Origin of the sequence: Nocardia sp. NPDC023852 (assembly GCF_040639505.1) — a bacterium.
Lineage (GTDB): Bacteria > Actinomycetota > Actinomycetes > Mycobacteriales > Mycobacteriaceae > Nocardia.
Window position 1 is genome coordinate 144647 of sequence record NZ_JBFAAB010000001.1, and the last position, 25037, is coordinate 169683.

20 protein-coding genes are annotated in these 25037 nt (G+C 66.7%); 10 read left to right on the forward strand and 10 right to left on the reverse strand.

Annotation, left to right across the window (positions count from 1 at the left end; genetic code table 11):
* Positions 1-47 precede the first annotated feature (47 nt).
* From AB0H00_RS00655 to AB0H00_RS00675, 5 genes are all read left to right on the forward strand, one after another.
* Entirely contained in the window at positions 48-554 is a 507-nt protein-coding gene (locus AB0H00_RS00655; RefSeq protein WP_357260320.1) for a protein jag, read from the forward strand.
* Positions 555-694: 140 nt separating this feature from the next.
* Entirely contained in the window at positions 695-1483 is a 789-nt protein-coding gene (rsmG, locus tag AB0H00_RS00660) for a 16S rRNA (guanine(527)-N(7))-methyltransferase RsmG (protein WP_357258621.1), read from the forward strand.
* A 1427-nt stretch (positions 1484-2910) separates the two neighbouring features.
* Positions 2911-3918 (forward strand): ParA family protein, encoded by a 1008-nt coding sequence (locus AB0H00_RS00665; RefSeq protein ID WP_357258624.1) that lies wholly within the window; start codon positions 2911-2913, stop codon positions 3916-3918.
* Positions 3919-3987: 69 nt separating this feature from the next.
* Positions 3988-5004, forward strand: coding sequence for a ParB/RepB/Spo0J family partition protein (locus AB0H00_RS00670; protein WP_357258627.1), 1017 nt, complete (start codon positions 3988-3990; stop codon positions 5002-5004).
* Between the two features lie 255 nt (positions 5005-5259).
* Positions 5260-5988 (forward strand): GNAT family N-acetyltransferase, encoded by a 729-nt coding sequence (locus AB0H00_RS00675; RefSeq protein ID WP_357260323.1) that lies wholly within the window; start codon positions 5260-5262, stop codon positions 5986-5988.
* Positions 5989-6064: 76 nt separating this feature from the next.
* Here AB0H00_RS00675 and AB0H00_RS00680 read toward each other — a convergent pair whose 3' ends face one another.
* The 6 genes from AB0H00_RS00680 to AB0H00_RS00705 all read right to left on the reverse strand — a co-directional run bounded on the left by AB0H00_RS00680 (position 6065) and on the right by AB0H00_RS00705 (position 14369).
* The gene (locus AB0H00_RS00680; RefSeq protein WP_357258630.1) at positions 6065-7258 is read right to left on the reverse strand and encodes an N-acetylmuramoyl-L-alanine amidase; all 1194 of its coding nucleotides are present in this window, start codon (positions 7256-7258) and stop codon (positions 6065-6067) included.
* A 158-nt stretch (positions 7259-7416) separates the two neighbouring features.
* Positions 7417-7749, reverse strand: coding sequence for a thioredoxin (gene trxA / locus AB0H00_RS00685; RefSeq protein ID WP_357258633.1), 333 nt, complete (start codon positions 7747-7749; stop codon positions 7417-7419).
* A gap of 36 nt (positions 7750-7785) precedes the next feature.
* Complete coding sequence (trxB, locus tag AB0H00_RS00690; protein ID WP_357258636.1) at positions 7786-8772, reverse strand: thioredoxin-disulfide reductase; 987 nt, start codon at positions 8770-8772, stop codon at positions 7786-7788.
* Positions 8773-8878: 106 nt separating this feature from the next.
* On the reverse strand, positions 8879-9685 hold the full coding sequence (locus tag AB0H00_RS00695) for a hypothetical protein (protein WP_357258639.1): 807 nt from the start codon (positions 9683-9685) through the stop codon (positions 8879-8881).
* A gap of 101 nt (positions 9686-9786) precedes the next feature.
* Positions 9787-10326, reverse strand: a complete 540-nt coding sequence (gene sigM, locus AB0H00_RS00700; RefSeq protein ID WP_357260326.1) for an RNA polymerase sigma factor SigM — start codon at positions 10324-10326, stop codon at positions 9787-9789.
* A 347-nt stretch (positions 10327-10673) separates the two neighbouring features.
* On the reverse strand, positions 10674-14369 hold the full coding sequence (locus AB0H00_RS00705) for a murein biosynthesis integral membrane protein MurJ (protein ID WP_357258641.1): 3696 nt from the start codon (positions 14367-14369) through the stop codon (positions 10674-10676).
* A gap of 402 nt (positions 14370-14771) precedes the next feature.
* On the opposite strand from AB0H00_RS00705, the gene AB0H00_RS00710 reads away from it, so the two are divergent.
* Positions 14772-15185, forward strand: a complete 414-nt coding sequence (locus tag AB0H00_RS00710) for a hypothetical protein (protein WP_357258643.1) — start codon at positions 14772-14774, stop codon at positions 15183-15185.
* 147 nt (positions 15186-15332) lie between these two features.
* On the opposite strand, the gene AB0H00_RS00715 is transcribed toward AB0H00_RS00710, so the two are convergent.
* Positions 15333-17900: a DUF6049 family protein gene (locus AB0H00_RS00715; protein ID WP_357258645.1), complete on the reverse strand. Its 2568-nt coding sequence runs from the start codon at positions 17898-17900 to the stop codon at positions 15333-15335.
* On the reverse strand, positions 17897-18433 hold the full coding sequence (locus tag AB0H00_RS00720) for an NUDIX hydrolase (RefSeq protein WP_357258647.1): 537 nt from the start codon (positions 18431-18433) through the stop codon (positions 17897-17899). Before AB0H00_RS00720 ends, AB0H00_RS00715 begins: the two co-directional genes overlap by 4 nt.
* A gap of 211 nt (positions 18434-18644) precedes the next feature.
* Here AB0H00_RS00720 and AB0H00_RS00725 point away from each other — a divergent pair, with 211 nt between their 5' ends.
* On the forward strand, positions 18645-20105 hold the full coding sequence (locus AB0H00_RS00725; RefSeq protein WP_357258650.1) for a CCA tRNA nucleotidyltransferase: 1461 nt from the start codon (positions 18645-18647) through the stop codon (positions 20103-20105).
* A gap of 5 nt (positions 20106-20110) precedes the next feature.
* Here AB0H00_RS00725 and AB0H00_RS00730 read toward each other — a convergent pair whose 3' ends face one another.
* Positions 20111-20980: a hypothetical protein gene (locus tag AB0H00_RS00730; protein WP_357258653.1), complete on the reverse strand. Its 870-nt coding sequence runs from the start codon at positions 20978-20980 to the stop codon at positions 20111-20113.
* Positions 20981-21068: 88 nt separating this feature from the next.
* On the opposite strand from AB0H00_RS00730, the gene AB0H00_RS00735 reads away from it, so the two are divergent.
* Genes AB0H00_RS00735 through AB0H00_RS00745 form a run of 3 tightly spaced genes read left to right on the forward strand, consistent with a single transcriptional unit; the run spans position 21069 to position 23401 of the window.
* Positions 21069-21824, forward strand: a complete 756-nt coding sequence (locus tag AB0H00_RS00735; protein ID WP_357258656.1) for a 5-oxoprolinase subunit PxpA — start codon at positions 21069-21071, stop codon at positions 21822-21824.
* A gap of 9 nt (positions 21825-21833) precedes the next feature.
* On the forward strand, positions 21834-22520 hold the full coding sequence (locus AB0H00_RS00740; RefSeq protein WP_357258659.1) for an allophanate hydrolase subunit 1: 687 nt from the start codon (positions 21834-21836) through the stop codon (positions 22518-22520).
* Entirely contained in the window at positions 22517-23401 is an 885-nt protein-coding gene (locus tag AB0H00_RS00745; protein WP_357258662.1) for a biotin-dependent carboxyltransferase family protein, read from the forward strand. Before AB0H00_RS00740 ends, AB0H00_RS00745 begins: the two co-directional genes overlap by 4 nt.
* Here AB0H00_RS00745 and AB0H00_RS00750 read toward each other — a convergent pair.
* On the reverse strand, positions 23370-25034 hold the full coding sequence (locus tag AB0H00_RS00750) for a DUF4185 domain-containing protein (RefSeq protein WP_357260329.1): 1665 nt from the start codon (positions 25032-25034) through the stop codon (positions 23370-23372). The two genes, AB0H00_RS00745 and AB0H00_RS00750, sit on opposite strands and share 32 nt — an antisense overlap.
* Positions 25035-25037 lie beyond the last annotated feature (3 nt).

A 25037-nucleotide genomic window follows, 5' to 3' on the forward strand; every position in this document is an offset into this window, starting at 1 on the left:
AAATGAGTATTGAGACTGACGGAGGGGACGCCACAGTGGCGACGACGATGGTGAACGCCGAGTCGGACACCGGCGATGTCGTAAACGATGCAGAGGAAGCACTCATCGAAGAAGGCGAGATCGCGGGCGACTACCTCGAGCAGTTGCTCGATGTACTCGACTTCGACGGCGACATCGATCTCGACGTGGAAGGCGATCGCGCCATCGTGAGCATTGACGGCGGCCGGGACCTGGCGAAGCTCGTCGGACACAACGGCGAGGTACTCGATGCCCTGCAGGAGCTGACTCGCCTGGCCGTGCAGCAGGCGACGGGCGTGCGCAGTCGGTTGATGCTGGACGTGGCGGGGTGGCGTGCCAAGCGGCGGTCCGAGCTGAGCGCGCTCGGCGCGGCCGCAGCGCAGCGCGTGTTGGAGTCGGGTGCGCCGGAGCCGCTGGCGCCGATGACGCCGTTCGAGCGCAAGATCGTGCACGACGCGGTGGCCGCGGTAGATGGTGTCAGCAGCGAGAGCGAAGGGGTCGAGCCGAACCGTCACGTGGTGGTCGTTCCCTCCTGAACATCGGACTTTCCCGAGGGCGTCATGTTTCACGGCGGGGACGGGTAGTGGTTGGATAGGGCCTCTGGTCTTCGGACCGGGGGCCTTATCCGTGCCCGGCGCCCGACTGCTCGCTCGCTGATCGACTCGAGTTCGGAAGGATGTTTCACGTGGAACGAGATCTCGGTGGAACCACCGCGGTGCCTACAGAGTTGGAGCCACCCACGTCGGCGGCAACCGTCTTCGGCGCCCGACTCGATCTCGCGCGGCGATACTGCGCGGCGCTCGCCACCGTCGGTGTGGAGCGCGGGTTGATCGGTCCCCGTGAGGTGCCGCGTCTCTGGGATCGGCATATCCTCAACTGTGCGGTGCTCGGCGAGTTGATCGCCGAGGGCGCGTCCGTGGTTGACATCGGGAGTGGCGCCGGGCTGCCTGGCATCCCGCTCGCGATCGCACGACCGGACCTCCGGATCACCCTGGTTGAGCCGCTGCTGCGCCGCACAATCTTCCTGAGCGAGTTCATCGAGTCGGCCGGGTTGGATATGACCGTGGTGCGCGGCCGTGCTGAACAATCGGGCGTGATGAAGGAGGCAGGAGGGGCCGACGTCGTCACGTCGCGCGCGGTCGCTCCCCTTGGAAAGCTGGCCCAGTGGTCGGTCCCTCTCCTCCGCGACCACGGACACATGCTCGCGCTCAAGGGAGCCAGCGCGGCGGAGGAACTCGAACGCGACGGAGAAGCGCTAGGTCGAGCCGGTGCCGGCAACGCGATTGTGCTCCAGTGCGGAGCGGGACTGGTGACCACGCCGACGATGGTGATCAGCGCCGAGCGGCTCCCCCGAGCCGAACGGAGCTCGCGGCGGCGGGCACAGCGAACGGTCGAGCGCCGAGCGAAGGGTGCAGGTCGCAGTGGGACGGACAAGCCTGGACGAGCGGCTCGGAAGTCAAAGTAAGAGAAGTCGGTTCGACCAACGGGTGCGTGTGAGGCCCGATTTATCGGGCGCCTTATGCTGGCCTGCTCGGTGCAGTCGAACCCGCGTATCCGCCGGATGCCCCTGATGTGTGGCGTATTTCGTCACACTGACGGAAGGCGGCGTACCGCGGAATCAAAAGGGTGGTATCCGAAACAGTTCCTCATCACTGCCCGAAGCGGAAGCGTTGCGCGTCCGCCGCTATTTCGACGCTGAAAGCGATCCCAGTGGCCATCGACACCTCTGGACGCGTCCATGTTGCCCCCGCAGAATTGATTCAGCGGTCTATTCGCCGCAACAGCGTTCGCGATTGATGTGGCTGGTGATTTTCCAGTTCCTGCCCCGATCGCATGGGAAGGGGCAGTGGACGAGGTTCGGAGCTGCTTGACGAACTGTTCTGTAGTCGGCTCGTCGATGTTTCACGTGAAGCAACGTCGGGCCTCTTCGGTACCGGGCCGTCGCATTGTGTGGCAGCAGGGTTGACGAGGCCGGCTTCCAGTTGCAAACGGTGAGACGGTTTCCGGGGCGCGCCAGGCTGAAAATTCCGATCCGAGTGGCGGTGTCGGTTAGCTCACTGTCGAAGCCTTCTAGTCGCCCGAATGGATTCACGTGAAACAATTGCCCGAGGTGATCTTCTATCGGGAAAATGCCGGTCTGCGTCGCGGGCGTAACTCGTTCCCGCGATCAATCGGAATTGGGCCCGCCGAGCCGCGTTCGGTAGCATCGCGCACTGGTCTGCGCCGTATCGACTTCATATGGCGGCCTGCGATTCAAGCTTTGGACGGTAGCGGTGTTGCTGGTCGCCCGCGTGTTCCGACGGCCCGACTCGCAGCGCCGCCATGCCGAGCATGCCCCGGCCGACTCCCCTCGTATCATGCGGCGCCAACGCCACATACTCGCACCGTGATTCGATCCCACTTGTAGCACCGCTTTCGCCAGGCAAAGGCCGTTGGTTGCGGGTCTCCGATGTCCATCTGTTGTGGGCACATCGAGGTCCCGTCTAGACAGCCCCTGATCAGTCGTAGCGGCAAATCGGTGGCGCACGGATGCGCGTTGGGGCGGAAGGCCAATGGGGGTCTAAGCGCCGGACGCCTCTTGTGGCGTCAATGTTTCATGTGAAACAGCGAACATCGAGTCTCGAGTCCTGCTGTTTTGCGTGTCCCTTTGCGCGTCGCCGCGATTCAGCTTTCTTATCGCGCTCAGTGCTGGCAAGCTAGTGGGCGTTGGGCGTGAGCGTAGGTGCCACGGAGGAATCTGGTTGCCACATCGGCAAGGGCTCCGCTCGGTCGATCGGGCGGCGCGAACCCGGTTGAGCATCATGTTCGATCCGACAAAGGCTGTTGCAGACACGGCGCCGTCCCCGCCTGGCGCGTGCACGTCGTCTGAAGTTCTCGGGTAAGGAGCTGTCTATGTCGAGCGGTCCGGCGAATGTTTCACGGGAAACGACGTCGCGCGTGCCGGGGATGCTGGACTCCAGCAATTTCGACACGGAAGCATTCGGAAGTACACCGTTCGGGCACATCTCCCCCAGTGAGACCCCGATAGCTGCCGAAGCTCAGCGTGCAAGTCAGGTCCTCCATCCTGGAAAGGTGACTGTGCCGAAACCGCACGAGCAACGCATCATCACGATCGCCAATCAGAAAGGCGGCGTCGGGAAGACGACCACCGCGGTGAATCTGGCGGCGGCCCTGGCTCATCAGGGGATGACGGTGCTCGTGATCGATCTTGATCCACAGGGCAACGCAAGTACCGCCCTCGGTATCGAGCATCACTCGGGCGTTCCCTCCAGCTACGAGCTCCTGATCGGCGAGGTTTCCATCAAGGATGCGATCCAGCAGAGTCCGCACAGCGAACGACTCCTGTGCGTTCCCGCGACCATCGATCTGGCGGGCGCCGAGATCGAACTCGTGTCGATGGTGGCCAGGGAGGGACGACTGAAGGCCGCTATCCAAGAGGCGAACATCGCCGGGTACGACATCGACTACGTGATGATCGACTGCCCGCCCTCACTCGGACTGCTCACCGTCAACGCGATGGTCGCGGCTAAAGAGGTACTGATTCCGATCCAGTGCGAGTACTACGCGCTGGAAGGCGTCGGTCAGCTCCTCCGCAATATCGGTCTGGTGCAGGCACACCTCAACCCGGAACTCCATGTGTCGACCGTGATCCTGACGATGTACGACGGCCGGACCAAGTTGGCGGACCAAGTCGCCGAGGAGGTTCGTGGGCACTTCGGCGATGTGGTGCTGCGCTCGGTGATTCCGCGCAGCGTGAAGGTATCGGAGGCGCCGGGGTACGGCATGACGGTGCTCGATTATGATCCAGGCTCTCGGGGCGCGATGAGCTACCTGGATGCCGGTCGCGAGATCGCGGCCCGCGCGATAGTGCTTGGTACCGCGACGAAGTCGGTGGAGTGACTCGGTGTGCCGATCTGATGCTCGGCAAGTCCGGTTTGGTGGCGGAACGAGGAAGGGGTCGATAGACCGATGAGTCAGGCGAAGAAAGGTGGGCTAGGGCGCGGTCTGGCCGCGCTGATCCCGACGGCACCGGCGGCCACGCCGGGTCTCAGCAGCGCTGCTGCAAGCGTCATCGGCCTCGATCCGATCGGACCGCAGCCCGCGTCGACATACCTGCACCGCGTTCCCGACCCCACCGATGACAGCGCCGAACTAGCGGCTGGCGGAGCGATCTACCGAGAGATTCCGCCGGATCAGATCGAGCCGAACCCCAGGCAGCCTCGTACGGTCTTCGAAGAAGACGCGTTGTCCGAGCTGGTGCATTCGATCCGCGAGTTCGGTCTGATGCAGCCGATCGTAGTGCGCAGGGTCGCACCAGGCGCCGACCGCTATCAGCTCGTCATGGGCGAGCGACGCTGGAGGGCCTGCCAGGAGGCCGGTCTGGCGACCATCCCCGCGATCGTCCGGGAGACCGCGGACGAGTCGATGCTCCGCGACGCCCTGCTGGAGAATATTCACAGGGTCCAGTTGAATCCGCTCGAAGAGGCTGCGGCCTACCAGCAGCTGCTGGAGGAATTCGACGTTACGCACGAGGAATTGGCGACGCGGCTCGGTCGTTCCCGCCCCGTGGTGACAAATATGATCCGCCTGCTGAAGCTGCCGATCCCGGTGCAGCGCCGGGTCGCAGCGGGCGTGCTGTCCGCTGGGCACGCGCGGGCACTGCTCGGTCTCGAGGCGGGCGCGGATGCTCAAGAGGTGCTCGCCGCCCGCATCGTCGCCGAGGGCCTCTCGGTTCGAGCCACAGAGGAAGCCGTCACGCTGGCGAACCGGGACCCGGACGCCGCAGCGCCCTCCCCCGCTCCTCAGCGGAAACCGATTCACATGCCCGGTCTGCAAGACGTGGCGGAACGGTTGTCCGGTTCTTTCGACACCCGGGTCACCGTGAGCCTGGGCAAGCGGAAGGGCAAGATCGTCGTAGAATTCGGATCGGTCGAAGACCTCGAGCGCATCGTCGCCCTGATGGAGCAGAACACTCCCACCGTGTGACAGAAGTGACAAAAAACAGCTTGTGATTCCGATAGGTGCGTGCCCGTGGTCGAAACGTCACTGTGACGGCACGGGTTCGCGCGGATAAGCGGGGCGTTGCACGGTCTCCCCGGCAGAACACCACAAGTTCTCCGACCAACAGCACAGCGATATGGAATGAGGCGGGTTCTCTTTGATCGCTTATTCTTGCTGGCGAGCAACCATTGATGCGGTATGAGCGTGGATGAATCGGACAGCTGGAGGCTGAGCAGAGCGGTGTCGACCAGCGTCACAGCACTAACCCTCGGCGGACTGGATAAGCTCCCCGCGCATGCGCGGCGCTGTGTGTTTTGGGAGATAGATCCTGCCGTTGCCGAGGACTCCCGCAACTTCAGCGATCCGGTCTTCGAGAAGGAAGCCTGGCTGTCGACGGTGATGCTGGAATGGGGCTCGTGCGGGCAGGTGGCGGATGTCGATGGCAACATCGCCGGCTGTGCCTTGTACGCACCGCCGAGTGCGGTGCCGCGGGCCACCCTCTTCCCCACATCTCCGGTGAGCCCGGACGCGGTCCTGCTCACCACGCTGCGGGCCGAATTCCCCTATAAGGATGCCGACATCGCCCACCGGCTGATCCAGGCCGTAGTGGCCGATCTGGTGCGCCGCGGTGTCCGCGCGCTGGAGGCGTTCGGCATTCGCACCGACCCACCGGCGCGGGCGCTGTCAGAGCGATTCGGTTCGATGACGCTGATGGAGCGGATCATCGCGCCGATCAAGGGCGCAGGCGTGCCGGGCGCAATGACCGAATGCTCGCCTGAGGCGTGCATGGTCGACGCCGACTTCTTGGAGGACGTCGGCTTCGAGGTGATTGCCCCCCACCACAGGTTCCCGCGGCTGCGGTTGGAACTCAATTCCGATCACGGCTGGAAGGAAGACGTGGAACGGGCGTTGGACCAGCTGCTTGCCGCCGCCTCGATGGCGGCTCCGACCCGCGTCGGAGCACCCTGAACCGAGCCGACATCCGAAGCGCCCCTTACTGATTCGAATATGGCAAGGGGCGCTTCGTGATTCAGCTGGAGATTTACTACATACGATCCGCTGCGGCAAGCTCCTCGGCTAGCAGCTCCGCGAAAGTGTAAGTGCCGGTGGGCTGGTCGTCCTGACCGAGCAGGTACAGCCGCTTCACCGAAATCAGGATGGCTTCGGCGATCACGTCGCGCATACGCGGATTGGTGAGCACCGAGGCGTCGTATGGGTTTGTCAGGTAACCGATGTCGACCTGGACGGTCGGCATCTTGGTGAGTCGCAGCAGATCCCAAGTTCGCGCATGGGTTCGGCAGTCCTGCAACGAGGTTCGCGCCACCACTTCCCGCTGGATGAATCCGGCCAGCACCTGGCCGATCATCGACACCGAGCCGTGCGAGTTGCCGAAGTAGAATCCGGCAACGCCGTTGGCCAGTGGGCTCGGGTTGACGGCGCAGCGCAGCGAAATCATGAGATCGGCGTCGAAGGCATTCGAGGTGTCGGCGCGTTCCGCGTCAGTCGGGTTGGCGCCCCACGGCCGGGACAGGAAGGTCTCCATGCCAGTCGCCGCCATCCGGCCCTCCAAGCGACTTGCCAAGTCCCACAAGACTTCCGACTCGTAGACGTCGCCGTACTCGGTGGGCACCGCGAAACCCTTGTCCGCTCCACCGAGGCCCGGATCGATGACGATCCGTTTACCGGTGAGCTGCGGACCCGCGCGGTGTACCACCTCTTCCTCCGCGATCCGGTGTGGGTTGCCGCCGGTGACCCTCGCACCGAGCAGATCGAGCGAGCGCAGCGTATCGGGACCGCAGATCCCGTCGGCGGCAAGCCCGATCTCCCGTTGGAAGGCCGTGAGCGCGTCATGGGTGTGCGGACCGAAGTATCCGTCCACGCGATGGACGTAGAAGCCGAGGTCCTGCAACCTGCGCTGCAGCGTGGCCACGTCATCACCGTACAGCGGCGCGGAGAGTTGGTAGATCAGTGTCCGCGCGCCGAGCCGGTAGGACGCTTCCTTCAGTGCACGGTAGGTCGCGGGGCCGACTACGCCGTCGACCAAAAGCCCGCGGTGCTGCTGGAACGCGCGTACCGCGGAGTCGAGGTGGTGGTCGAAAATGGCGTCGGTGTCCATCCAGTACTCGCGCGCGCCTGCGCGACCGGTACCGACATGAGCGTGTAAGAACCCCAGGCTTGCCAGTGTGCTCCGAACCTCTGCTACGGCTGGACCGGTATCGCCGTGACGAAGTCGGTGCATGCGTGAGAGCCCTTTCCTTCCGTCAACCTGCGGGTACCCACTCATGCGATGGCATACACCTTCGCACGACCGGAGCGTCGGTCGATTGTCTCAAACCTGGACCGGATTTCGGCAATCCCGGATTCAGGCATCCTACGGCGCGTCGTCGGACCGTGTGGTCAGATGACGCCTTCGAGTTCCCGCAGAAGGGCGGCTTTGCCCTTCGCTCCGACGATCTGCTTGACCGGCTTACCGCCGCGGAACAGCATCATAGTCGGCAGCGAAAGGATCTGGTAATCGCGGGCGGTGCCGGGGTTGGCATCCACGTCCAGTTTCGCGATGGTCAGCTTGTCCGCATGTGTACCGGCGATCTCCTCCAGGACAGGGGCGACCATCTTGCACGGTCCGCACCAGTCGGCCCAGAAGTCGACGAGCACGGGTTTCTCGCTGAGCAGCACATCGTCGGTGAAGGACGCGTCGGTGACGGTGACCGTCTTGGCGGACTCGGCCATTGATTTTCTCTCCTTGCGGTGAAACGAGACGGAAGCTCAGTTGGCGGGGACGGAAACCGAGTCGCCCACGTTCTCGAGGCGATTCGAGGTGATGTCACCCTGTTCGGCGAGCCAGCGCTCGGCATCGATGGCCGCGCGGCAGCCGGTCCCCGCGGCCGTGATCGCCTGGCGGTAGGTGTGGTCGACGAGGTCGCCCGCGGCAAACACGCCGGGGACATCGGTGGCGGTCGACGGGTGCAGCACCTGTACGTAGCCTTCGTCGTCCAACTCGACCTGGCTCTCGACCAACTCGCTACGCGGATCGTGGCCGATCGCGACGAACAGACCGGTCGCGGCCAGTCCGGAGGTCTCGCCGGTGCGGGTGTCGCGCAGGGTCAGGTGGGAGACGCTGTTCTCGCCGTGCACCTCTATCACCTCGGCGTTCAGCACGAACTTGATCTTCTCGTTCGCCTTCGCCCGCTCCAGCATGATGCGGGAGGCGCGGAACTCCTCACGGCGGTGCACGATGGTGACCTTGGAAGCGAACTTGGTCAGGAAGATGGCCTCCTCCATCGCCGAGTCGCCGCCACCGACTACGACGATGTCCTGGCCTTTGAAGAAGAAGCCGTCGCAGGTGGCGCAAGCGCTGACACCGCGGCCGAGCAGCCGCTGCTCACCCGGCACATTCAGGTAGCGGGCGGCCGAACCCATGGCGAGGATCACGGCGTGCGCCTGGTAGGTCTGATCGCCGACGGTGATCTTCTTGATCGGGCCGTTGAGATCGATAGCATCTACGTCCTCGGTGCGGATGTCGGCACCGAATCGCTTGGCCTGCTCGCGCATCTCCTCCATAAGATCCGGACCCATGATGCCGTCGCGAAACCCTGGGAAGTTCTCCACTTCGGTGGTGGTCATCAGTGCGCCGCCGAACTGGGTTCCCTCGAACAGCAGCGGCTGGAGCTCCGCGCGGGCCGCGTACACGGCAGCCGTGTAGCCGGCGGGACCGGAGCCGACGATGATCAGGTCGGAAACTGGCGTGCTCATGGGGCCTTCCGGGGAGAATCGGTGGACGTAGCGGTCAACAACAGGGTAATGGCTGTTGTTCCCACGTTGACTGGGTCACACCACGAGCGTGGCCGATATCGCAATGTCAGCCGATATCCTGCAGCGCCCTCCGCTGAGGATCGTCTGTGCGGCAACCGGTCCCGACGACCAGAGCAGTGATCTTGGGCGGACGCGGGCCGGTGAGCAGGATGAGAACCGCGTCGCGGCCCTGGAATCTGATGTCGGTCGAGCCGAGCACCGCACGATCGAGTCCGTTCGCGTGGACGCAGCGGTCGAGCGCTCCCGGCCTCGCGAGCGAGCCGGAGATGTCATGGCGGCCCAGTGCGCCGAGCGTGGCGGTGGCGGTGAGGTCGTCGCCCAGTTCGTCATTGTTGCTTGCGATCGGTGGGGCGGTCGGCTGAGCGGTGGGCGCGACGTCGTCGCCGCGCAGCGTCGTCACGGCAACTCCCGCGCACGCCACCGTCGCGATCGCGGCCGCCGCGGCGAGCCAGCGGAGGCTGCCGCGGCGTCGCTGGTCGAGTGAGACCAGCGATGCGGGAACGGTTTGGGAAACCATGGGTTCGCCATCGGATTCGGCCTGGGGATCGGACGACAGCCGGTGGATCGCGGTCCCTGGCTCGGCAGGCGGCTCGGACAGGTCCAACTCGTCGACGACCCGCGCGAGTCGTGCGGCCACATCCGCGGGCATGACGTGGATGATGTGCTCGTCGCGGCCGAAAGCGCGCAGTTCGGCGGTCACGTCGTCGAGCGAGCGCAGGAAGCGCAGTGCCTCCGGATCGCGCGACACCACCGGCCACAACTGCTCGCGTTGCTCCGGCGTCACATTGCCGGCGTGCAGGTCGGCAAGCAGGTCGGCGGTGAATGGAGGCTGCGGCACCGACCGGGTCGCCATCGCACCTCCGTTATTTGGATCTGACATCGCGGGCATCCCTCGACGACGGGGACTACATGGACATCGTTCAGTGGTTCGTCACTATTAATGACGCATCTCAGCTACCTCCGGTTCCCCGGATCACGCAGAAATTCCAACCGCTCCTTCAAACGCTGCCGCGCCCTGGCACACCGGCTTTTGATCGTCCCCTCGGGCACACCGAGCATCGCGGCCGCCTCGGACACGCTATACCCCTCCAGATCGATCGCCACCAGCGCGGTGCGCTGATCCGGCGGCAACGAGAACAGCGCGTGATCGACGATCATGGACATCTCCAGCTCGGCCATCTCGTCCCGGTCATCGCCGGGCTCGGGCATGGTCTCGGGCGAGTGCGAGAACGCGCGCCTGGTCTTGTTGCGCCGGATCCGGTCCAGGCAGGCGTTCACCACGATCGCGTGCAGCCAGCTGCGCACCTCCGCCTCGGCGCGGAACGAGGCGGCCCTACGGTGGGCGGACAGCAGAGCGTCCTGTAGCGAGTCGGCCGCGTCCTCCCGGGTATAGGACGTGCGCAGGGCGGTCTGCCAGAGATGGTCGTTGTGCCTGCGCAACAGCTCCGCGAACGCGTGTCGCTGGCCGCGCACATGCGCCTGCAGCAGTTCGATATCAGAGTATTCGTCGGGTGCGAACGAGCGTTCGCGGCGCGCGACCGGCCGCGACGTCCCCCCGCGAAGCTCCTCGTTCAATTCGGACGACAATGCCAACCCCTTGGACAGCGCTCACGGCAGCGACGGGCACGGTAGACCATCGCCGAAATTTCGCAGCATCCAGGAACGAGACACCAGAACCCGGGAAGCTCCCCTGCTGAGAGCGCGACAAGATCATATCGTCCGTAACGATTCGGCAGCAACCAAACCGATCGGGCTGATGATGATGGAGTGCGCGACACGCGTCGCGCGAGCGAATGGCCTGCACAAACGATACGTGCGGCAAGAGTCGTGCCTGGGCCGGGCTAAAGCGCGGCGTCGAAACGAATATCGGTGATAGCGGTTTGGAACTGACCGCCGGACTTCCCCAGTCCGGTGATCCAGACGAGCACGTAGCGGGCGGCTTGGTCGGCGTGCACCGGGATGTCGGTGACGCCGTCGCCCAGTCGGGCAGAACCGATCAGCTGAGTCTGATCAAGGGTCGGTGAGCCGGTAGGCGAGGTGCGGATCTCCACCGAGGTGCCGGAGCTGGGCGAGTTGATCGAGACGTTCGTCAGTTTGGTAGGGCTGGGTAGCGTCGCCAGCAGGCCGACCCCCTTCTTGAGGGCCGGGAACTGCTGGAAGTACTGATCCGTGCGCCACTCGGTCCCCGGGTCGTTGTCCAGCACCGCCTGGACGTGGCCGACGCCATCGGGAGTGCCCTCGGGGGAGAACACAGATACGCCGGTCACCGGCACCGGGACGCCGCTCGACGCGATGTTCGGGCCCGCGGCTGCCGGTGTCGGTGAAGGCTGGCTGTTCGTCGTGAGACCGATATTGCGCTGTTCGTTCAGCGGTGCATCCGACGCACCAGGCGCGAACACGCTGACCATCCACCAGATGACGATGCCGACAACCAGTGCGGCGAGGATGCCGAGCCCGACCATGATCCACATCATGCGTTGAGACCGTTCCCGCTCCGCCGCAAGCAGTTCCGGATCGGCGAGCGAGTCGTCGGTGCGCGCGGGTGCGCGCTGGCCCAGTCGCAGCACCGGGATGAAATCGGTCTTCTGGTCGACCACCGACGCCTGCTCGAGCACATGCTGCACGGTGGCGGCGGTGCGCACCCCCTTGTTCGACTCCAGCGACCGCACCGCGACCGCGGAGATCTCGAACGGCACTTCGGGACGGATCTGCCTCGGCTCGACCGGGGTGCCGTCCGGGCCGAGATCCGCGAGGTGTAATCCGCCGATCGTCGCTGCGGTGCCGGAGACCCCGCCGAAGCGGATCGGCCAACGCGCAGTGATCAGCGCGTAGAGCATCGCGCCGAGACCGCGCACATCGGACTGGGCATCCGAGTCGGACAGCGTGCCGGGGAAGGCGAGCACCGCGTCGCCGGACGCGCTGATGCGTATCCGATCCGGGTGGTCGATGGACAGTGATCCGCCGCCTCGGTGCGCCAGCTCGGCGGCGGAGGCGAGAGCGCGGATTGCACGCGCCGCACCGATCGGCGAGGGCACCGTCTCCGCCATCTCGCGCAGCGAACGGCCCGGCGTCCACTCGGCCACCACGATGCCGCCGGAGCTGCCGCGCACGACATCGAGCACACGGGCGAGGCCGGGCGAGTTGATCCGGCCGAGGCGGAGCGTGCGTGACAGGATCGCCTGCGGACCGTCGTGGCCGGAGTTGTCGGTGGCCTTCTGGTCGGCGTCCACGAACGTCAGAGCCACCTCACGGTCGAGCTTGATGTCCAGCGCCTGCCAGAATCTCAGGCCGCGTGCGCCGCCGTGGCCGGCCAGCAACCGGTAACGGCCACCGGCAACCGAAGCGCCGGGAATCAGCTTGGGGCCGCGCGGAACTCGCCGTGCGCCCAAGTTCTCACCGCCCATCGGCGGCATTTCCGGCGACCCGATCGGGATCATCCCGGTGTCGTACATCGGATCGCGCGGCGGCATATGGCCGTCCTGGGGTCTCGCCGCATCCTGATTCGGTGGAGCCGTCCCGGACGCCTTGTTCGCGTACGCGGGATCCAACGGCTCCCCCGCGGTCGGCGGAACATCGGTATACAGTCCGCCGGCCGTGGTCGCAGAAGAATCGGCGGCTGGGACGCCGCCCACCGCGTCGTCGCTCACCCTCGGTCCTCCTTCGCCCTGATATGTCGCGGTTTCGGCGAATTCGCCACTTGTGCTTCTCTGCCGAACAGGGTACGGGAACTCGCCCACACCGGTGATGTCAACGGCGTCGGCTCTGATCACCGGCAGCACCATGGTCTGGGCGTCCATGTACGCGTCGAAGCGCGGGTACGCCAGATACGGGTCGGGCCTGCGGAGCACCTGTGTGACATAAGGATCTTCTACCGGGCTCTCCAGATCGAGATCCGGTGCGGGCGGGGTCCAGCCGAGGCGCCGCGAGATGGCCACGGTGATGGCGATGATTTCCGGAATACCGGCGAGTCGCATCAGGCCGAAGGCCACCGCCAACATGACGATCGCGGTGATCGCCACCCGAACCAGCGAACCGGGCCCACCGAAGGACGCAGTCAGCCGATCCAGGCCGAGTACCCGGTCCACTATCCACATCACCGCCCCGCCCGCGAGTGACGCGAGGACGACACGTGTCACCGTGCGGCCGACGTTGGCCATCCTGAGATCGCCGAGACTGCGGTGCAACAGATAGCCGCCGACTACGGCGCCGACCGCGAAGCCGAGGCCGTTCGCGACGCCCAGGGCGATCACCACATGATCGGCATCGGTGACGACCGGGGCAAGCGCGGAGAAGACGATCTTCGCGGCGGTGATGCCAAGGATGATCCAGGTCGGAATCCACGCCTGCTCCCTGGCATAGAACACGCGCAGATGGATGAGCACGAGCGAATACGGAATCAACGCGAACGCCGACCAACTGACCGCGAGGCCCAGACGCTCGGCATCGGAGCCGCCGAAGTTGCCGTACCCGTACAGTGCCTGGCCGACCTGCGGCCCTGCCAGCGTAAGGAACGTGACCACCGGGACCAGCGCGATCATGGTCAATCGGGTCGCGGCAGAGAGATCGTCGACCACCGCGGGCGTGTCATCGGCCGCGGCGTTGCGGCTCAGTCGCGGCATGATCGCCGTGAGTACCGTGACACCGAGCACACCGTAGGGCAGTTGCAGCAGCAGCCATGCGTTGTTGTAGATCGCCGGACCCGCCGCGTCGGCATGCGAGGAGATGCGGGTGGCGAAGATGAAACCCGACTGGCTGATCAGGACATACAGGATGATGGCAGCGCCCATGCCGCCGAACTGCTTGAGCCGCGCATCGATACCCCACAACGGGCGCAGGTCGATGCCCGCCCTGCGGACCGCCGGCACCAGGCTGACCGCCTGCACCACCACACCGACCGTGACGCCGACGCCGAGCACCAGCAGCTTCGGGTCGCTCATCCGGACCGGGTCCAGCGTGATCTCTCCGGGCATCAGCACGTACACACCGAGCACGGTCAGGACGACCAGATTGTTCAGCACCGGAGCCCACGCGCCGGGCTTGAACATCTGCCGTGTGTTGAGGATGGCCGTAAGCAGCGCCGACATTCCGTAGAACAGGATCGCGGGCAGCAGCAGGAAAGCCAGCGCCGTGGTGAGGCCGGTGTTCACCTTGCCGTCGTCGGAGAGGAAGACGTGCGTAGTCAGCAGCGGTGCCGCCGCGGTTGCCAACAGTGCTGCCGTGGCAAGGACCACAAAGGCGGCGGTCACCAGGCGCCGGACGAAGGCCGCGCCGTGATCGGGGTCCTCCTGCTCGGCCCGCACCAGGGTCGGCACGACGATCGCGGTGAGCACCGCCCCGAGCACCAACTCCGCGATCATGTTCGGGATCTGGCTGGCAACGGTGAACGCACTCGCGATGGCTGGGCCGAGCACGGTCAGCAGCAGCAGCTGCTTACCGAACCCGGTGATGCGGCTGATCAGCGTCGCGAAGGCGATCGAGCCGGAGTCGCTGAGCAGCCGGGAGCTAGAAGTCTGCTTCGGCTCGGCGGGCTTCTCCACGGTCTCGGTGGCAGCGGGCCACTCCGGGGTCCGGGGGCGGTGCGGCGAGGCGGGCTCGCGTCGGACGGGAGTGGGGGGACGCTGCGGAGGGGGGTACGGCTGCGGAGGGGCGTATCGCGGTGGTGGCACGCGGCCGGACTCCGGCGTGGCAGCCGGAATCGGACCCGACTGCGGTGGCCGTGGGGCAGCCGGAATCGGACCCGACTGCGGTGGCCGTGGGGCAGCCGGAATCGGACCCGACTGCGGTGGACGCGGCGGGGGCGCCGGGGATGGGCCTGACTGCGGCCGCGGCACGGCGGCGGGGGGCAGGCCGGATTGCGTGGGCCTAGGTCCCATGGGTAGGGCGCCAGACTGTCCCGGCCCCGGACGGGGCGGCACCGAGCGCGGCTGTGCGGGGCCCGGGTGGCCGGGCGGGTACTGCCGCTGGCCAGGGTGCGGTACGGCACCGGGACGTTGGGGCGGCATCGGTGGCCGCTGGGGTCTCGGTTGCTGCTGTGGTGGCGGCGGTGGCGGGATGCGCTGGCCGGGCCTGGGTTGCTGTGGTGGGGCGGGGGGATGACTGATCTGCGGCACCCGCGGCATCGCGCCGCTGTAGGGGCCGCCGTTCACGTCCGGCTCTTCGGCATCGGCCTGAGGCAGCGGCGGGCGGCGTTCCCATGGCGCGACGGGCGCCCGGCGGGGCGGGGGCCCGTCACGCCGATCGCCTGGTACAGGCCGATGAGCCGATATGTCATCGTCGCTCATCATGCCTCCTGTACCCGCCGGGACATCCGCATCCCCGTCGGTGTGGTGAGCCGCGTCTCGCCGACGCCGTAACCGGTGAACGCTTTGCCCATCGCCGCCCTCCGGTCCGTGTCGGCACGGGAACACTGTGATTGTCCCCCACCGTGCCATACGACACTGCGGCAGACCACATCAACGCAGGTGAAAGCGGTTTGCGAGGGCCCGTCCGTGCGGGTTCGCTCACCGTGCCTCCTGGTGCTGCTCCTGCTCTCGCAGAACCCGTCTCCGTGCGCGCCGATAGCGGTTGACCCGCCGCCGGGTATCGGGGTCGAAGCCCTCGTCTGCCGGATCGGGCTGCCCGCGGAACCGGCGCCACAAACGGCGGCCGGCCAGGAACAACAGCAGGAGTCCTGCGCATGCGGTAATTATCGCCAAAGCCTGGCCATAGGCGTTCGAACGCACCGAGACCTGCGTGGGATTACCGAGCGGGATCCCCTCGGGCGAGGTGAGCGAGATGGGAATGACCAGGTTGCGGCTGTCACTGACCTCGGTCGGAACCTGGAACGAGCGCGTCCCTTTCGCCGGGAGCTGCTGCTCGCCGGGATCCGTGATCTGCGTCTCGGAAGGGGCCTCGATCCGGAACCGGACCCGGATGGCAACCGGCAGGTCATTGCGCGCGACCAGCAGCAAAGGGCTCTGTTCGGACGCCAGCGTATACACCCCGCCCGGCGGAAGTACGGTGACCGAACGGTAGAGGCTGTTCATCGTCCGGGTGGTCTGATCCAGCCTTCGCTGGGCGAAGGTGTCCGGTTGGGCGGCATCGCCCGTGCGCCGATCCGACAAGCTCAGCACGCGGATCAGGTCGTCTCGCAGCGGGGTCAGGAAGTCGTGCGACGTGGGCTCGGCCTCCGGCACGTCGACCAGCGCACGCATCATCTCGGTGATTCGGCGGCCCTGGTCGCGCACCGGAAGCACGAACCGGCCCGGCACCGCGTCCTGCGCGGCCTGCGCAAGATAGTTCAGCTCGTAGGGCTGCGGATCCGGCGGCAGCGTCACCAGGTCGGGGAACGGTCGAGCGGTGGCGAGGTCGGCGCGCAGCAGCAGGTCGACCTGGCGCAGCAGAGCGGTCGCCTCGTCCCGGTTCGCACCCCACTGCTGCGGCGGGACGAGCAACAGGGAGCGCGGGCCGTTCGCCTCCGGGTTCAGTGCGCTCCAGGACACCGCACCCAGCGCGTCCTGCAGCCGCGCGGCACGCGAATCGTTGGTGACGTCGTAGCGGACTCCGGAGGGGGTGAATGACGGCGTCGGCGGATTCGAGCCGACCGCGGCGAGCGCCGTCGCGGACCAGATATCGAAGGTCGCGGTGTGCAGCGCAGGATCGGCCGCCGGGCTGGGCGAAGTCGTCGCAGTGTCGTTGACCGGCGGCACGGCCTCCTGGGGGGTGGACGGCTGGATCGCGGTGATCGCGGGCATCCTGACGACTTCCGGGCCCGCGGGGTCCGTGGTCTGGGGAAGTGAATTCGCGTTGCCGGTGGACTGGCTGCTTTCGCTCAACCGTGCCGAGTCCACCGTGCCCTCCGGAACGGTCGCGGTGTCGGCGAGCACAGCGGTCCCGAAACCATGGCTTCGCAACAGGAGTCCGGCGCCGTCATCGATACTGCCGGAATCCGGCAGGCTGACCCCGCGCACCGAGCGGGTGGTCAGAATCGAGTCGACGATGTCGGCAGGTTCGTTGATCGCGCGCGCGGACAGTGCCGGATCGTTCACCGCGGCCAGCGCCGCCAGATCGACCTGCGCGAACGGCAGCGCCACCGTGCACATCGACCCGGCCAGCGCGCGCAGCCGATCAAGCCAGGACTGTGCCTGCTCGGCGCCTGCGCCCGCCCTGGTCGCGCCGTCGGGGTCGGACGGACTGGCCAGCACGCGATAGCCCCTGGTCATCGCGCGTACCGTGAGGAGCAGGTCGGGGTCTACGGCGAGGCACACCGCCGAGGCCAGGTTGCGGTCCCGTCCGCCGTTGGCGCTGAGCATCCCCTCCAGCGCGGCAAGCAGCTGATCGAGGCGGCCGCCTTTGCCGAGCGAGGCGGCCAGTTCGTCGTCGGTGAGTTCGACCTTGCCGTCGACACTGCCCGGATGGCCCGCGACCTGCCTGGGGCGGTCAGCCAGCGGCCACAGCAACGTCGTCGCGACCGGGGCGCCGGTAGGCGCGGACACCGGCTCGGTGGCCGTACCCGACGAGTCGTCGCTCGCCGCGGGCGGCACGCCGAGCACCGGAAGCAGGAACCTGGCGTCGTCGAGCCTGGCCTGGGTGCCGTACGCGGGTTCGCCGTTCACATTCAGCAACAGCGGGTAGACGCCGGGGGTATTGATGTTCAGCGACGGCAAGCCGCTCTCGGAGCGCAACGGAATGCTCAGCGTGAACTGCTTGCGCTGGCCCGGATTCAGCCGCTGCTCGACATCTTCGAATTGGCCGGTTACCTCATAGTTGATCTGGTCGAGGCGCAGCGTCGCCCGTAGCCCGCTCGGCGCGGTGATCGCCGCCGCTCGTTGGATACGGATACTGATGTCGTCCACCACGCGGTCGCCGATATTCGTGACCGTGCCCGATACGGTGAGCAGCGGATCGCTGGTGGTGGTCACCGCGGTCGGCGACACCGAATCCAGGGAAAGCTTGAGGAATTTCGGGTTCGAGGAGGATCCGGACCCAGTGGGCTGCGCCTCGGCTGCCGGCGAAATCAGCAGCGGCAGCGTGGTCGGGCCGAGGATGGTCAGGACCGCCACGAAGATCCGGAACAGTCCACGCGTCATCGCTTGCCGGTCTCCATCCGGTCGATCAATTTATTCGCCATCTCGGCCAGTCGCCGTTCGTCGGCGTAGGCCAGTCGAGAATCCAACTCACTCAACGGGACCCACGCGACCTGCGTGACCTCCACGTCGGCGTCGGACAGTTCACCACCGACCGATCGCAGCAGATAATGATGCACCGTTTTGTGTACCCGCCGACCGTCGGTAACGAACCAGTAATCGATGTTGCCGAGTTCGGCGACAACGACACCGTTGATGCCGGTCTCCTCGGCGACCTCGCGGATCGCGGTTTGCTCGGCGGTCTCGCCTTCTTCGATATGTCCCTTGGGCAGCGACCACAATAACCGCCCGCGGCGGTCGGTGCGCCCGATGAGGGCCGCGCTGCGCTTTTCCCGGGGACCGTCCAAGCCGTCGACGACGAGTCCACCCGCCGAGGTCTCGCGGACTGTTCGCATCCGCGGCTTCGCGGCATTGGCGGCCGAACCGCGGCGCCGAGGCTGGCGGCGTCGACTGTTCGCACGATCGGCCGGAGACACCTGGCAATCCTACTGTGTTGTTTTGCCGCGCCTGTGGCTGTGTTGCTCTGTGGCGGGCGGTGCGCGGTGATCGGGCGCGAGTGGTGCTTGTCGCATTGCACAGGACGCGACCGCCGCTGGCTCGGTTGATGCAGATGGCCTTATATATCTGGGGCTGCTGCGCGGGCTGCGCCGCGATATTCGTCGCCGCGGCTCGGTAAGCTGCTCATTCGTGGTTTCGCCCAAGTCTGAGGACGCTGCGCTGGATAGACGTACCCGATTGCTGGCCGCGGCGGCGGTGACCCTCGGGAGGCTGTCCGATGTGCTGACGCCTCTGGGCGAGTTGTTCGCCGCGCGGGGGCACGAGCTGTATCTCGTCGGCGGCAGCGTGCGGGACGCGGTGCTCGGCAGGTTGGGGACCGATCTGGATTTCACCACCGACGCCCGTCCGGAGGTAGTGCAGGAGATGCTGCGCGGGTGGGCCGATCATCTGTGGGACACGGGTGGCCTCGCGTTCGGCACCGTCAGTGCGGCCAAGGACGACCAGCAGCTGGAGATCACCACCTTCCGCGCGGACAGCTACGACCGGGTGTCCCGCAACCCCCAGGTGACCTTCGGCGACTCTCTCGAAGATGACCTGGTGCGCAGGGATTTCACCGTGAACGCGATGGCTGTCGAGATCGGCGCGGATGGCTCTTTGTCGTTCGTCGATCCGCTCGACGGGATGAACGCGCTGCTCGAGGGCATGCTCGATACGCCTGCCGCGCCGGAGGATTCGTTCAACGACGACCCGCTGCGGATGTTGCGCGCCGCGCGATTCGTATCCCAGCTCGGATTCGAGCTGCCTGCGCGGGTGCGGGCGGCGATCAGCGCGATGGCCGATCAGATCGATCGGATCTCCGCCGAGCGGGTGCGCGTCGAACTGGACAAGCTGATCGCGGGCGCGCATCCGATCGACGGCATCAACGTGATGTGCGAGACCGGGCTGGCCCAGCGAGTGCTGCCCGAAGTGCCCGCGATGAAGCTGGAAATCGACGAACACCACCAGCACAAGGACGTCTACTGGCATTCACTGACCGTGCTGGAGCAGGCCATCGACCAGGAGGATGGCGACCCCGACCTGGTGCTGCGCTGGGCCGCGCTGCTGCACGACATCGGCAAACCCGACACCAAGCGCAACGAGCCGGGCGGTGGTGTCAGCTTCCACCACCATGAGGTGGTGGGCGCGAAGATGGTGCGCAAGCGTATGCGGGCGCTGAAGTATCCGAAGCAGTTCACCGAGGACGTTGCCCGGTTGGTTTTCCTGCATCTGCGCTTCCACGGCTACGGCAAGGGGCAATGGACCGATTCGGCGGTGCGCCGCTATGTCACCGACGCCGACGACCTGCTTCCCCGCCTGCACAAACTCGTCCGCGCCGACTGCACTACCCGCAACAAGCGCAGGGCCGCCGCGCTGCGCGCCACCTATGACGAGCTGGAGGGGCGGATCGAGCGGCTGCGCCAGCAGGAGGACCTGGCGCAGGTTCGCCCGGACCTGGACGGCAACGCGATCATGGAGCTGCTCGGCCTGACGCCGGGCCCCGAGGTCGGCCGGGCCTGGAACTATCTGAAGGAGCTGCGGCTCGATCGCGGTCCGCTCACCCGGGACGAGGCCGAATCGGCGCTGCTGGAGTGGTGGAAGACGCAGAACTGACCGGATCAGAACACGATCAGAGTGCTGCCCGCGAGGATTGCGGAGCGGATCTGGGCCAGATCGAACGAACCGGTGATCTCCGGTAGCTCGATTCGGAACCGGATCAGATCGTCCTCGCGGATGGTGGAGACGATCCGCGCGTCGTTGGGCAGCCGGTTGAGCGGCATCGTGGGAATGCCGACCATCCTGCGTGGTATCCGGATGCCGAACCAGGCTGCCTTGCGGACTTCGATGCCCAGGCGGTTGTTCGTCACGGACGCATCGACCAGGGCGGTCATTCGCTTTCGGCGGTGCCGGGCCCGGATCAATCCGGTCTCGTGCAGGTCAAGCGCCCAGCCCAGCGGTTGGGTGTTGAGCCAGCCGACCACTGCGGCGGTGGTGACGGTGCCGTCGATGTCGAGCTGTGCTGCGCGCAACTTGGTCGGTACGCCGGGGATCAAACGGACTCCGTGGGCGATGACCGTCACGGCCTCGATCCGGTGGTCGTCCCAGCGCAGCCGCGACAACACTGTCTTGGTTTGGAAGTGCGCGCCGCGCCGGCGCACCTTCAGCACCTGCAGGGTGGCATCGACGTCGTGGCCGAGTAGTGTCGCGCTGACCTCTTGCCCGCCGAACCGGCTCAGGATGCCTTCGCTGAGCATCGTCATCAGGATGTCCGGGAGCAGCGCCGTGGCGGTCCCGGCACCGAGATCGGCCACCGGGTCCATCCATGCGGTCCCGAAGGAGATCCACTGCTCCAGCCGGGAACGATCGAACAGGCGTTTCCCGAGATCGACGGCGCGCCACGGCGACCAGGACTTCGGATCGAAATACATGGCCATGATTGCTCGAGCGTACTTGGCGGCGCCGAGCGGAACTATCGCGTCGTGATCCACGTGCGCTGCCGGGCCTCCTTGCCCGACGAACACCTCCGCACCAGAATCAGAGGTCCGTCCGCAATACAATGCCGGTGGGAGGACGCACATGCCGCTGGACCTCAACAGTGATCTCGGCGAGGGTTTCGGGCCGTGGACGATGGGTGACGATGCCGCGATGCTCGATATCGTCACCAGCGCCAACATCGCCTGTGGTTTCCATGCGGGCGACCCGACGATCATGCGCAGGACTTGCCTGCTCGCAGTAGAGAAGGGGGTGCGGGTCGGCGCACATGTCGGCTATCGCGACCTGGCCGGTTTCGGCAGACGCGAGATCGCCGTCGCGCCCGCCGAAATCCGAGACGAGGTGCTGTACCAGATCGGAGGTCTCGACGCCTTCGTGAAGGCCGCGGGCGACCGGGTGCGATATGTGAAGCCGCATGGGGCGCTTTATCATTCGGCCGCGCGCGACCCGGAGCTCGCGGACTCGGTGCTGGCCGCGATCACCGAGTACGACCCGCGGCTCACGCTGCTCGGGCCTGCCGGTACCCAGCTGGAGCGGGCGGCACGCGAAGCCGCGGTGCGATTCGTCGGCGAGGGCTTCGCCGACCGCGCCTACCTGGCGAACGGCATGCTCGCCGCACGCAGTGTGCCCGGCTCGGTGCTGCAACCGAACGAGGCGGTGACCCAAGCGGTTTCGATCGCCATGTCGGGCACCGCGCGTACGGTCGACGGGTCCGGCGTGGTGTCGGTGAGCGCCGCGAGTATTTGCGTGCACGGTGATTCGCCCGCGGCGGTGGAGATGGCCCGCCTGATCCGTAGTGCGCTGGACGACGTCGGTGTGCCGGTGGAGCCGTTCGGCTGAGGCCGCGAGATGACGAAGGACACGGCGTGGCAGGCGGCCGAGCGGGCGATCCGCGCGGCTGGAGATCGGGCATTGCTGGTAACGCCGGACCGCCGCGATATGGTGGCGAACCTGGCCGCGGCGCTACGTGACCGACCCGTGGCCGGTGTGCAGGACGTGCTGCCTGCCGCGGAGACCGTTTTGCTGACCCTGCATTCACCGCGCGACGGTGCGGCCGTGCGTCGTGTGGTGACCACGTTGCTCGCCGCGCTGCGGGACGAGCACCTGGATAGTGTTTCCCGTGGAACACTGCCGGACAGCTCATCTCCTACGGATCCAGTGTTGATTCCGGTCCGCTATGACGGCGACGATCTGGACGAGGTGGCCCGGCTGCTGGAGCTCAGCGTCGCGGAGGTGATCGCCGCACACACCGGGACGGTCTGGCGGTGTGCCTTCGTCGGATTCGCCCCCGGCTTCGGCTATCTGGAATCGCCCGACGGTCGGCTGACCGTGCCACGCCGAGCCCAGGCCCGCACCGTGATTCCGGCGGGCGCCGTCGCGCTCGCCGGTGGCTACAGTGCGGTATACCCGCGCAGCACGCCCGGCGGGTGGCAGCTCATCGGAAGTACCGGCCAGAGGATGTGGGACGTCGAACGTGACCCGCCCGCGTTGATCCGGGTGGGCCACACGGTTCGATTCGTCGAGGCGGCCGGATGATCGTCGTCGAGCAGGTCGGTCCGCTGGCGACCATCCAGGATCTCGGCAGGCCGGGCTGGTTCGATTCCGGTGTCGGGCCCTCCGGTGCCGCGGACCGTTCGTCGCTGCGGCTGGCCAATCGGCTGGTCGGCAATCCGGAGGGGCACGCGGCGATCGAGGTGCTGCTCGGCGGGCTCGCGCTGCGCGCCGAAGAGCACGCCACGTTCGCCGTCACCGGTGCGCCCGCGCCCGCGGCCGTCGACGGCACGCCGGTCGGGCACGCCAGCGTGCTGGAACTCGAGGCGGGGCAGGTGCTTCGGCTCGGCTACGCGTCGGTCGGATTGCGCAGCTACGTCGCGGTGCGCGGTGGCGTCGATGTGCCGCCGGTGCTGGGTTCGCGCAGCCGTGACACCATGTCCGGGCTCGGCCCGGAGCCGTTGGCCAAGCGCGATAGGCTGCCGATCGGACCCTCGCCGCGCACTCTTCCGACCGTGGAGTTCGCTCCGGTGGCCGAACCACCGGCAGGCCTCGTCGCGGTGCACGCCCTGCTCGGGCCACGCGACGACTGGTTCACCGATGCCGCGGCGTTGTTCGACGGCGTCTGGGAAATCTCCACCGATACCGACCGGATCGGTGCCCGGTTGGAGCGCCGTACCGGTCCGCCGCTGACCCGAAAAGACAAGGCCGAGTTGCCGACCGAAGGCGTGACGCTCGGTTCGATCCAGGCGCCGCCGAGCGGGCAGCCGGTGGTGTTCCTTGCCGATCATCCGATCACGGGTGGCTACCCGGTGGTCGCGGTAATCATCGATGCGGACGTCGACGCTGTCGCGCAGGCGCGGCCCGGTCAGCCCGTCCGGTTCGTCCGCGCGGTCAGCGGCCAGGATCCAACCGGGCATGCATGAGATACACGTTGTAGCTGTCCCACGCCGAGAGTGTGAAGTACAGATCCTTGCCGGTCGACCACGGATGAATGAACCCGCCGTAGGACTTCGGGTAGTCATTCGTGGGCACCAGCGGGATCGCGTCTGTCCATGCGCCCTGCGGGCTCCCGGCGGTGCGCAGCACGATCGCGCCCCGCGCCGAATCGAGGTAGACCATCTGCCACCGCGCGGTTTCCCGGTCATAGCGCACCGACAGCTCGCTGGCCATGCCGAGCACCAGCGGAGTAGCCAGATTTTCGGCTGCGGGCGCCCAGGTGCCGCCGACCCAATACTGGTAGGCGGACTTGTTCAGCACCTCGTCCTTCCGTACCCTGGCCAGCCCGATCACGCCTATACGACCGTTGGGCGTGCCGAACATATAAACGTAGTCACCCTGCGGCACCATCGCCGCCACCTGGAACCGGCCGACACCGAAGAGGTTGTCCCACTTGGCATTCTGGTCCTTCTTCCAGGTGCGCCCTTTGTCGTCGGAGTAGGCCAGGCCGCCGTAGTTGGTCCACCACAGGCCGGGGATGCGGCTCCACCGATTCACCGACATATAGCTCAGATACTGCCGGTGTCCGATGGCGAACCCGGAGGTGGGGATGGTGGTGGTCTCCCAGTTCTTGACCTTGCGGCTGCCCAGGATCTCCGCGGCGTGGCAGCGGGTGTCCTGCGCGAAGGTGTCCAAGGTCAGACCGTCGGCAAGATCGCGGTCGGAGCTGAAGCCGATCACGTTGCTGCGCCAGTCCTGGTCGTCGTGGCCCGCGCCACCGCCGCCCCAGCCCTTGCCGAAGGTGTCGCCGAAGACCACGGCGACCTCGCCGGGCCCGGTCTCCCACATGAGACCGAGGTCGGTGCCGTCTACCTGCCAGCGCATGTCGGTCCGATTCTCCGAGCCGTGCCCGGTCACCTGCCCGATCAGTCGTACCGACTCGACGCGTGGCGCGTCGATCGGCGCCGCGAGCGGACCCGGTGCATTCGGGCGCACCACCTGCGGAGGGGCCGGTTGCGATTCCTCGCCGGGGCCGCCGGGCACCGGGATCGGAATCGGTTCGGCCTCCGGGTGAAACTCGATGCGCGGCAGTTTGATCGGCTCGCCGGAACCGCTGCCGGAGCCCGAACCAGAACCAGAACCGCTGCCGGAGCCCGAACCGGAACCGGAGCCGGAGCCGGAGCCGGAGCCGGAACCCGAACTCGAGCCGGTCCCGTTATCGATGCCGTTGTTCGGCGTCGGGCTGGGGTCGGGATTCGATTCCGGAGGCTTCGGGGTATCCCGGATGTCGGGGCAGGGATTCTCACACGGATCGGTCGGCAGCGGGGCAGGCACGATTCGCGTGTTGTCCTGCGGTGGGTCGGGCACCGGAACCGGTGTGAGCTCCGGAATCGGCACCGGGATATCGATCTGTGGCGGCAGTGGCGGCGGAGGCGGCTGTGCGGGATCGGGCTCGCGATTGAGTGGGTCGAATCCGGTCTCGCCGCAGCTGTTCACTGGTGGTGGCGCCCACGGAAACGGTGCGGCCTGCGCCGCGGGCATCGGCAGGGTGAGGACTCCGGCGAGCAGGGCGCCGAACATTGCGGGCGTACTCGAGGAGGTGATTCGGGATCCGCGCATCAC